This window comes from Paenisporosarcina sp. (genome assembly GCF_049671445.1).
In the GTDB taxonomy this organism is placed as follows: Bacteria; Bacillota; Bacilli; order Bacillales_A; family Planococcaceae; genus Paenisporosarcina.
In genome coordinates, this window is sequence record NZ_JBATUX010000106.1 from 21,084 (window position 1) to 27,083 (window position 6,000).

The 6,000-nt window shown below is 34.9% G+C and carries 6 protein-coding genes; 3 read left to right on the plus strand and 3 right to left on the minus strand.

Annotated elements, in window-relative coordinates:
• The first annotated feature begins 248 nt into the window (after positions 1 to 248).
• Together WBG45_RS12830 and WBG45_RS12835 are read left to right on the plus strand one after the other, a co-directional pair.
• The gene (locus tag WBG45_RS12830; RefSeq protein WP_424415133.1) at positions 249 to 908 is read left to right on the plus strand and encodes a type 1 glutamine amidotransferase domain-containing protein; all 660 of its coding nucleotides are present in this window, start codon (positions 249 to 251) and stop codon (positions 906 to 908) included.
• Between the two features lie 169 nt (positions 909 to 1,077).
• Complete coding sequence (locus tag WBG45_RS12835) at positions 1,078 to 1,716, plus strand: YczE/YyaS/YitT family protein (protein WP_424415135.1); 639 nt, start codon at positions 1,078 to 1,080, stop codon at positions 1,714 to 1,716.
• Between the two features lie 76 nt (positions 1,717 to 1,792).
• On the opposite strand, the gene WBG45_RS12840 is transcribed toward WBG45_RS12835, so the two are convergent.
• Positions 1,793 to 2,776, minus strand: a complete 984-nt coding sequence (locus tag WBG45_RS12840) for an NAD(P)/FAD-dependent oxidoreductase (RefSeq protein WP_424415136.1) — start codon at positions 2,774 to 2,776, stop codon at positions 1,793 to 1,795.
• Between the two features lie 91 nt (positions 2,777 to 2,867).
• Complete coding sequence (locus tag WBG45_RS12845; protein ID WP_424415138.1) at positions 2,868 to 3,599, minus strand: PIG-L deacetylase family protein; 732 nt, start codon at positions 3,597 to 3,599, stop codon at positions 2,868 to 2,870.
• Between the two features lie 691 nt (positions 3,600 to 4,290).
• Between WBG45_RS12845 and WBG45_RS12850 the strand changes: the two genes are divergently transcribed.
• On the plus strand, positions 4,291 to 4,557 hold the full coding sequence (locus tag WBG45_RS12850) for a hypothetical protein (RefSeq protein ID WP_424415140.1): 267 nt from the start codon (positions 4,291 to 4,293) through the stop codon (positions 4,555 to 4,557).
• 122 nt (positions 4,558 to 4,679) lie between these two features.
• Here WBG45_RS12850 and WBG45_RS12855 read toward each other — a convergent pair whose 3' ends face one another.
• On the minus strand, positions 4,680 to 5,690 hold the full coding sequence (locus tag WBG45_RS12855) for an EAL domain-containing protein (protein WP_424415142.1): 1,011 nt from the start codon (positions 5,688 to 5,690) through the stop codon (positions 4,680 to 4,682).
• Between the last annotated feature and the right edge of the window lie 310 nt (positions 5,691 to 6,000).

Consider the following 6,000-nt stretch of genomic DNA (forward strand, 5'->3'; position numbering starts at 1 on the left):
AATTTGTGTATACAGAAGCTTCTTCCATTATACAACAAATAGTATATAGGTGATATATTGCAATCAATGTGCAATATACACAAGAAAATATCAGCTTTCTTTTTTTGAATGTGCTACAGATGTTTTCTTCTTTATCTGATGGGTAAATAGTGTAAGTACGAATTTGTAGAGATTACAGCTACGAATTCATATGTGGACATAACAAAAAATCACTTTATATATTTTAAAGAATTTTAGGAGGAAAACAAATGACAAAGAAAATATTAATGATTTTAACTAGTCAAGACACAATGGGTGAAGACAAACCTACAGGCACATGGCTTTCAGAATTTGCAGATGCTTACCTGGAGTTTAAGAAACAAGGATATGATGTGACTATAAGTAGTATTAAAGGTGGGAAAGCACCTGTTGATCCAGGTAGTATCGATGAAAACACACCACAAGAGATTTTGAATGCTGAAACATATTTAGCAAATACAGTATCTATCGATGAAGTCGAAATGGCTGATCACGATGTGATTTTCTTACCAGGTGGTCATGGTACAATGTTTGATTTCCCTAACAACAAAAAGTTGCAATCATTGTTGCGTGAATTTTATGAAGCAGACAAATATGTGGTTTCAGTATGTCACGGTCCCGCAGGCTTAGTTGGTGCTACTCTTTCAAATGGTGAGCCGCTAGTTAAAGGAAAACAAGTGAGTGCATTTACAGATGCAGAAGAACGAGATACAACGTTTGACTCGTTAATGCCTTTCTTATTAGAGAGCAAACTTACCGAACTTGGAGCGACTGTTGTAACTGGACCAAACTGGTCAGAGCAATCGGTTGTAGACGGTAAATTAATCACGGGTCAAAACCCACAATCAACACCAATGGTTGTTAAAGAATTGGTGAAAAAATTAAGTTAATAAAAAATGGACTGCACTTAATATTGTGCAGTCCTTTTCTGTTTTATAGATTGTATCCTAGCTTTTAAGTGAAAAGGTTATTTTTTATAAATTGCAAAAATAGTAAATCAAGTATATTCATGTTAAGATAATTCAATCATTCAAATGGGCGGATTAAAAAGGAGTTTATATGAAAAATCGTAGTATTGTAGCAGTATTTTATTTAGTGGGATTAACATTTTTGTCTTTAGGAATTAGTTTAATTATATTGGCTGATTTAGGAGCTGGTGCATGGGATGCTATGTATGTGGGCTTAAATGAGCTTTTTGGTCTTAGTGTTGGTACTTGGATTTTTATTGTAGGAATATTACTGATTTTCATCAATGCGCTTCTGTTAAAAGAACGAATTGATGTTTCTGCGGTGATACCTGTCGTTACAATTGGATTTTTAATTGATTTTTGGCTTATTTTTGTTTTTGATGATTTTCAGGTGCCTATTCTTGCGCTTCAATTAGCTATGTTAATTGGCGGAGTGGCAATCATTGCCGTGGGCATTGCGTGTTATTTACAGTCTAAGATAGCACGTAATCCCATGGATACCTTAATGATAGCTATTCAAACACTCACGGGGAAAAGCATGGCGGTCTCAAAAACGATGATGGAGCTTGGGGTGCTAATCATTGCATTCTTACTTGGAGGTCCAATTGGTTTGGGTACGATTTTTGTTACTCTGATGATTGGTCCCATGATTCAGCTTTTCTATAATCCGATTACGAAGTTGCGTAACCATTTGTGTGAGGATACTAATAGAGGACCTTTAAAAGTGTAATCATTTGCATATGCAAAAAAAGAGTAGGGAATTCTTAAAGAATTCTTCTACTCTTTTTTGTGTTAAACTACATTTTTTAATGTGAAAACAAGTCTGTCGAGTGCTTCACATGATTTTTAGTTTCTGGATTGACGAAGTGTTTTGCTGAATTAATAGCGATTGGTGCTTCACCAAATCCACATGCAATAAGTTTAACTTTACCTTCATAGATGTTGCTATCACCAACAGCATAAACGCCAGGAAGTGTCGTTTCCATCTTAGAGTTCACTTTAATCGCATGGCGCTCCATGTCCATGCCCCATTCTTTCATATTACCTATATGTGAACGGAAACCATAGTTTACGATAACGTGATCAGCTTTCAATAATTCAACGTCTCCATTGGTATTGCGAACAGCAACATGTCTGAAATTCTCACCCTCTGGTTCGAAATGATCAACTACGTATGGTGTTTTAACGATAACAGATGACTGATGAAGCAACTCAATACTGTGCTCGTGCGCACGGAATGAATCACGTCTGTGAACAAGCGTCACGGATTTTGCAATTGGTTCAAGCATAAGAGCCCAATCTACTGCAGAATCGCCACCGCCAAATAACACAACATCTTTATCTGCAAACTTGCCCATGTCGTCTACAAAATAATGCAGTTGAGTACCTTCAAATTTCATTGCTTCTTTAAGTTCTAAACGTTTTGGTTCAAATGCACCGTTTCCAGTAGTGAATATGACAGATTTGGTTAAGTGTGTATCTGAATCAGTCGTAAGCTGCCAAGTACCATCCTCAAGTCTTGTCATGTCTTCTACTGACTCACCTGTAATGATGGTCGGTGAAAAAATAGCAAGTTGTTCTGATAAATTCGCTACTAAATCTTTTGCACGAACTTTTGGGAATCCAGCGATATCATATATGTGCTTTTCTGGATAGAGAGCAGTTAACTGACCTCCGACATTTGGTAAACTTTCAATGATTTTAACCGACATTTGACGCATGCCTCCATAAAATGCAGTGAATAACCCTGCAGGTCCAGCGCCAACTATTGTAACGTCATAAATTTTCATGTATTTTGAGCTCCTTGTAAGTAAATTTATCTCCTAATAAGAATTTATAAGGGTAATTATTCTTGGTTAATAATAATTTTTTTAGCGTTATTTATTTATGATAGCGACTCATAGGTTGAGTTTCAAATTCTTTGAAAGAATCTTTAACCGACTTATGCCCAATTCCGTAAAGTCCTAATCTGTAATTTTCAATATTGTACGCTGCACTAACTGCTATTAAAAATGGTCGGTAATAAGGAGACAGATTTTCTTTAATAAGATTATAACCAACAGGATTTTCACCACGTCTTACATAGTAACGAGCATCTGTTACAACACCTGAGATTTGTAGATTCTTAAGAGCTATTCCCGTGTTCTTATGATCAGAATGCCAATCTGTGTAAGAAAATACTTTATGCTTTGCATTAGGATGATAATTCTCATATTTACGAATTAACTTTTCTAATTCCGATATTGATAAGCTTCCATCTTCGTAATTATGGTAAATAATATTTTCAGGTTTAACTCCCATTATTGCTAATGAAAGAGCAAACTCACGGTTTCGAGCTTGAGAAAATTCTGTTTTTGTCATGCCTAATGAAGTTCGAATAACTGAAGCAGTACCTCCAGTTAGTAAAACAACATGAACATTATGACCTGCTTGAACATGCGCCATAATAGAAACTCCAAAAGTTAAAGCTTCATCGTCTTGATGTGGGATGTAGAAAAAAACATTACTATTTGCGTTAGGATTACCTGTAGCAGCTTTTGCTGTTTCAGAGGCTATAAAACTTGAAAATATTAATACTAATAATGCGGTAAATGTGAAGCTTGTTTTCTTCATTTCATAAGCCTTCTTCCGTTATTTGTAGAAGGAGGTTGAAATCCTCTCGATTTCTGGAATTAAGTCGTCTACAGAGCGAAAGAATTATTCAACAGCTCGCCTTAATCTTTAAAGTTTCTTTGTATGTGTTTTGAGAAAACAATAAAAAATATGATTTCTCCCGAAGCGTTCTATCTAGATTCAATTTGAAATGAGTAAGAATTTAGAATGCGAATCACAAAAGTCTGACAAAATGCTACTATTTAGTGTAACAGTGAACGTATCCAAAAACTAATAGTTTTTATCATATATTACTAAAACTGGACAATTCAATTTTACTTCACCTAGTAAATACGAAATTTAGTAGAATTCCGTCATATTTCAATGTTTCAAATAGTTTCAGCCCCACTATTATACAATTAATTAAGAGAAGTGATTGTAGAAAAATTCCTAGCATTACTGGTGCAATTTTACCGAAAGTGTATAAGCAGGATCTGACTCTCTACCTTTAGTAATATGTATTCGATTCTACCACTTTCTAAGCTGGAGTAAGTAATTTCAAACATATTTCAGTCGAAAGTCCTAGGGTTAAAAAATAGGCTCTCTAAAAATGATAGTAGGTCTAAATCCATATTATTCAATTCCATGTTTGTTTACCGTCCTGAAGGGAATAATACATGTAAGCTAGAAATTCTAAGGGAGGCATATTACATTGACTAAAAAAGAAGAGTTTCCGGAATTTGAACCCGAACATCAAGAAGTAGAAAAGCGTCAAAAGCAGCAAGAAGAGAATGAAAAAGAATTGAAGCAAAATCAAAAACTTCACGATAATCATGGAGACCAAGTCATTAATAATCAACAAGAAGATTATCAAAGCGAAAAAGATTTAAACAATCAATCAAACGAAAATCAAAACGAACAAAATTTAAATGACTTAACAAATGATATCGCGAATAAACAAGGACGTAACTTTAATTAAAAGTTCCTATTTGTTTTTATTTTGGGAAATCGGTACTCCAACATTTACGGAGTATCGGTTTTTTTACGTATTGTGTATTTGAATGAAAAGGAGCGAGTACCATGTAAAGGCACTCGCTTATCTTAAGTAATCGAAATTATTTCTGGGTTTGTAACGGTCTCTGCAGGTTTTCCGAAAAGATAACCTTGTCCTAAATCATAACCTAAACTTGCACAAACTTGCGCTTCTTCAATTCGTTCTATTCCCTCAGCGAGGGTAATAATACCGAGAGCATGTGCCCGTTCATTTGCTTCTTTCAGGAAGTCTATCTTGCCTTGATCCTGGTCGCAATTACTAATGTATGAACGATCAATTTTCACATAATCCGGTCTCAATAATTCCAACATATCAAGCGTTGAGAATCCTGATCCTACATCGTCTAACGCTACTTTCATGCCTTCTTTTTTGTAGCGGTCTAGGACTTTCTTCAAATGATTCACGTCTTCAATCTTTTCTGTTTCAACTACCTCAAATACTAAGTCTTCAGGATTCACTTGGTATTTTTCAACGATTTTAAACGTATGTTGTAAGCAGAAATCAGGATTATAGATAGTAGAAGGTAAGAAGTTTATAAAGCTTTTTGTGCCAGCAGGAACTTTTCCTACACGTGCTTTTACCGCTTCTTCACGGGCTCGTTGGTCCAATAAAGAGTGAAGTCCAGTTTTGGTAGCTACATCAAATAACTTCCCAGGTGATAAGTTAATTTGCGGATCATTTGTACGCAATAATGATTCGTAGCCATACAGTTCTTTTGAGTTCAAAGAAATGATGGGTTGTAAGTAACTAACAAATTGACCGTGTTGGATAAAGTTTACGGTTTCTTTTTCATTAAAACGCAACTCGAATGTTTTTAAATCAATGAGTCTCGTAGTACGCTTTGTACGGGACAGTCCCATTCGCAAATCAGTAGAATATTGCAATCGCTCTAATTCACTCTGAACCATGTCTAAAGAGCTGTAAGGAGTGAAAGCAATATAATCATTCATTTTTTGATATTCACTAGTCAAATGTTGACTAATCTGGTTGGATTCAATGAATATGTATCCTTGTTCATAAAAGTCGAAAGAAATTCCACAGTGTATGCAACTATTCATAAAGTCACCTCAATAATTCATTGTTTATTAATTTTAAGTATCACAATAAATTTCGATTTCCGCAATATATTTTATTAGAAAATTAGGGTTAAATGTGATTTTTTTCTTGTTTAATAGGTCTATGGAGAGCCTTTATTCAACATAATTGACGATTGGTTATGGCAGGGACTATACTTAGCGTATAAAGTTAATATTCATCTTCCATTAAGGGGAGTAGCTATACAGTAAAGTCGTCAATACAGGATGTCAGTCCTCGGCTTTATTGGCAACTAAAGTTGTTTGCGAGACCTTACCAATAATTTGGTGAGGT

Bases quoted from the DNA above. Each gene is read 5' to 3' on its own strand.
- WBG45_RS12830 (WP_424415133.1), top strand. From the start codon at position 249: ATGACAAAGAAAATATTAATGATTTTAACTAGTCAAGACACAATGGGT.
- WBG45_RS12835 (WP_424415135.1), top strand. From the start codon at position 1,078: ATGAAAAATCGTAGTATTGTAGCAGTATTTTATTTAGTGGGATTAACA.
- WBG45_RS12840 (WP_424415136.1), bottom strand. From the start codon at position 2,776: ATGAAAATTTATGACGTTACAATAGTTGGCGCTGGACCTGCAGGGTTA.
- WBG45_RS12845 (WP_424415138.1), bottom strand. From the start codon at position 3,599: ATGAAGAAAACAAGCTTCACATTTACCGCATTATTAGTATTAATATTT.
- WBG45_RS12855 (WP_424415142.1), bottom strand. From the start codon at position 5,690: ATGAATAGTTGCATACACTGTGGAATTTCTTTCGACTTTTATGAACAA.